Annotated in this window: 3 protein-coding genes; all 3 read left to right on the top strand. The window is 63.7% G+C overall.

From position 1 onward, the window contains the following. Positions 1-1,556 (top strand): hybrid sensor histidine kinase/response regulator (locus tag HLUSI_RS0124850; RefSeq protein ID WP_016836508.1); only part of this gene is annotated, 1,556 nt, incomplete at its 5' end. After that, the gene (cheB, locus tag HLUSI_RS0124855) at positions 1,556-2,725 is read left to right on the top strand and encodes a chemotaxis response regulator protein-glutamate methylesterase (protein ID WP_016836509.1); all 1,170 of its coding nucleotides are present in this window, start codon (positions 1,556-1,558) and stop codon (positions 2,723-2,725) included. The genes HLUSI_RS0124850 and cheB, both read left to right, overlap by 1 nt. Positions 2,726-2,823: 98 nt before the next feature. Continuing rightward, a partial coding sequence (locus tag HLUSI_RS0124860; RefSeq protein WP_193365595.1) for a diguanylate cyclase occupies positions 2,824-3,448 on the top strand: 625 nt, incomplete at its 3' end.

The following is a 3,448-nucleotide window of genomic DNA, read 5'->3' on the forward strand; positions in this document are numbered from 1 at the left end:
GCGACGCCGCGCAAGTCGCGCTCAACGAAGTGCGCGCGCTGATGCTGCAATCGCAGCACATGGTCGGCGACCAGCTGGCAGAGCTGGAAATGTTCGACCGTCATTCCGTCAATCTGTCGCAGCGTCTCTACGAAGAGGCGCTGGCCTGCCGCATGCGGCCCTTTGCCGATGGCACGGCGGGACTGGCGCGCATGGTGCGCGATGTCGGCAATACGCTGGGCAAGTCGGTGCGGCTGGACATTGTCGGCCACGCTACCCGGATCGACCGCGATATCCTGGAAAAACTCGATGCCCCGATCGGTCACCTGTTGCGCAACGCCGTTGACCATGGCATCGAATCGCCGCAGGAGCGCCTGCAGGCCGGCAAGCCGGAGCAGGGCCGCATCACGCTGGAGGCGCGCCACAGCGCCGGCATGCTGCAGGTCAATGTCAGCGACGACGGCGCCGGCATCGACATGGCGCAATTGAAGAAGGCCATCGTCGCACGCAGGCTGTCGACCGAGGACATCGTCGCGCGCCTGAGTGAAGCCGAGTTGCTGGAATTCCTGCTGCTGCCCGGCTTCAGTCTGCGCGACACGGTCACCGATATTTCCGGTCGCGGCGTCGGCCTCGACGTTGTCGCCGACATGCTCAAGCAGGTGCGCGGTACGGTGCGCATCGCCAGCACGGCCGGGCAGGGCACGCGCTTCCAGCTGCAATTGCCGCTGACGCTGTCGGTGATCCGCAGCTTGCTGGTCAGCATCGGCGGCGAGCCGTATGCGTTCCCGCTGGCTTACGTCAACCGCACGCTGGCGTTGCAGCGCGAAGAACTGGACATGCTCGAGGGTTACCAGCATTTCAGTTTCGAAGGGCGCCAGATCGGTCTCGTCAGCGCTCACCAGATCCTGCAAAAGGGAGAGTTGCGGGCAAAGGGCGAGTCGGTCATGGTGGTGGTCATCGGCGACAACGAGCACACGTATGGGCTGGCGGTGGATCGCTTCCTCGGTGAGCGCATGCTGGTGGTGCAGGCGCTCGACGCGCGCCTGGGCAAGATTCCCAACGTGCAGGCCGGCGCCCTGATGGAAGACGGCGCGCCGGTGCTGATCCTGGACGTGGCCGACATGCTGCGTTCGGTGGAAAAGCTCAGTCTCGCCGGCCAGCTCGAAAACGTCGGCCAGGCGACCGCTGAAGATACCGGCGTGGCGCGCAAGAAAGTACTGGTGGTGGATGATTCGCTGACGGTGCGCGAACTGGAGCGCAAGCTGTTGAGCAACCGCGGTTACCAGGTCACCGTTGCAGTCGACGGCATGGACGGCTGGAATGCCGTGCGCACCGAGCAGTTCGACCTCGTCATCACCGACATCGACATGCCGCGCATGGACGGTATCGAGCTCGTCACGCTGATTCGTCAGGCGTCGCACCTGCGCAGCCTGCCGGTGATGATCGTGTCGTACAAGGACCGTGAAGAAGATCGCCAGCGCGGGCTCGAAGCCGGCGCCGATCACTATTTCACCAAGAGCAGTTTCCATGACGAGACGCTGCTGCAGGCGGTGGTCGATCTGATCGGAGCGGCCTGATGAAGATCGCCATCGTCAACGACGTCCCCATGGTGGTCGAGATCCTGCGCCGCGTTCTGGCGGAGTGGCCCGAACACCAGTTGCTGTGGGTGGCGCAGGACGGCGCGCAGGCGGTTGAACTGTGCGCCTGGCAATTGCCGGACCTCATCCTGATGGATATCGTCATGCCGGGTGTGGACGGCGTCGAAGCCACGCGCCGCATCATGCAACAGACGCCGTGCCCGATCCTGATCGTCACGGCCGACATCGGCGCCTGCGCCGACAAGGTCTACCAGGCGCTCGGCCATGGCGCGCTCGATGCCGTCGATACCCCGGCGCTGTCGGGAAGCGACTGGCGCCAGGGTTCGGCTGTCCTGATGGAAAAGATATCCCGTATTGGCCGCATGGAACGCAAGCCGGTGCGATCGCCGGCCGCCCGCGTGAAGACCGAGCCGAAGACGACGCCATTGATGCCGGCGCTACCGATAGCATCCGACAAGCTCGTGGCGATCGGCGCCTCGGCCGGCGGGCCGGGCGCGCTGGCCACTATCCTGCGGCAACTGCCCGATGCTTTTCCGGCGGCCATCGTGATCGTGCAGCACATCGATCCTGGTTTTGCCGGCGGCATGGCGGGCTGGCTGGAGCAGCAGAGCGGGCTGAAGGTAAAAGTGGCGCAAGAGGGCGACCGTCCGCAATGCGGCACGGTGCTGATGGCCGGCACCAATCAGCATTTGCTGTTCAGGAATCGCGATAGCCTGGGCTACGTGCGGGAGTCGCCCGAAGATGTCTACCATCCTTCGATCGATGTGTTCTTCAACAGCGTGGTGCGGCAGTGGCGCGGCCAGGCGGTGGGCGTTTTGCTGACCGGCATGGGGCGGGACGGCGCCCACGGCGCCGTCGGCCTGAAAGCCATGCGCGACGCGGGCTATCACACAATCGCCCAGGATCGCGAGAGCAGTTCTGTCTACGGCATGCCGAAGGCGGCTGCCGCGCTCGATGCCGCCACCGAAATCCTGCCCGGCGCCGTCGGCCTGAAAGCCATGCGCGACGCGGGCTATCACACAATCGCCCAGGATCGCGAGAGCAGTTCTGTCTACGGCATGCCGAAGGCGGCTGCCGCGCTCGATGCCGCCACCGAAATCCTGCCGATAGCGAACATCGCCAAGGCGCTGGCCAGTCAATTTACATGATGCAAAGGAAAGACAACATGGAGTCCCCGACTCTTACCGGTAATGACAGTAACGACAGCGACCTCGGCATACGACTGCCGCCGGCCGACTACAAGATCATGGTGTTGCTGGTCGATGACCAGGCCATGGTCGGTGAAGCGATCCGACGCGCGTTGTTGACCGAATCCGACATCGATTTCCATTTCTGCCCGCGTGCCGAAGACGCTCTGGGCATCGCCGAAAAGACCCAGCCCACCGTGATCCTGCAGGATCTGGTGATGCCCGGCGTCGACGGCCTCACGCTGGTGAAACAGTACCGCAGCAATCCGCTGACGATGGATATTCCCATCATCGTGCTGTCGAGCAAGGAAGACGCGCTGGTCAAGCGCGATGCCTTCGCCACCGGCGTCAACGATTACATGGTGAAGCTGCCGGACACGATCGAACTGATCGCGCGCATCCGCTACCACTCGCGCTCGTACAACAACCTGCTGCAACGCGACGCTGCCTACCGCGCCCTGCGCGAGAGCCAGCAGCAACTGCAGAAGAGCAATTTCGAGTTGCAGCGCCTGACCAACACCGACGGCCTGACCAGCATCGCCAACCGGCGTTATTTCGACGACTATCTGAACGCGGAATGGAAGCGCGCCAAGCGCGTGCAGCAAGAGATTTCGCTGCTGCTGATCGACGTCGACAATTTCAAGCTCTACAACGACAACTACGGCCACGTCGCCGGCAACAGCG

The organism is Herbaspirillum lusitanum P6-12 (genome assembly GCF_000256565.1).
Classification (GTDB): domain Bacteria; phylum Pseudomonadota; class Gammaproteobacteria; order Burkholderiales; family Burkholderiaceae_D; genus Herbaspirillum; species Herbaspirillum lusitanum.

Bases quoted from the DNA above. Each gene is read 5' to 3' on its own strand.
- cheB (WP_016836509.1), top strand. From the start codon at position 1,556: ATGAAGATCGCCATCGTCAACGACGTCCCCATGGTGGTCGAGATCCTG.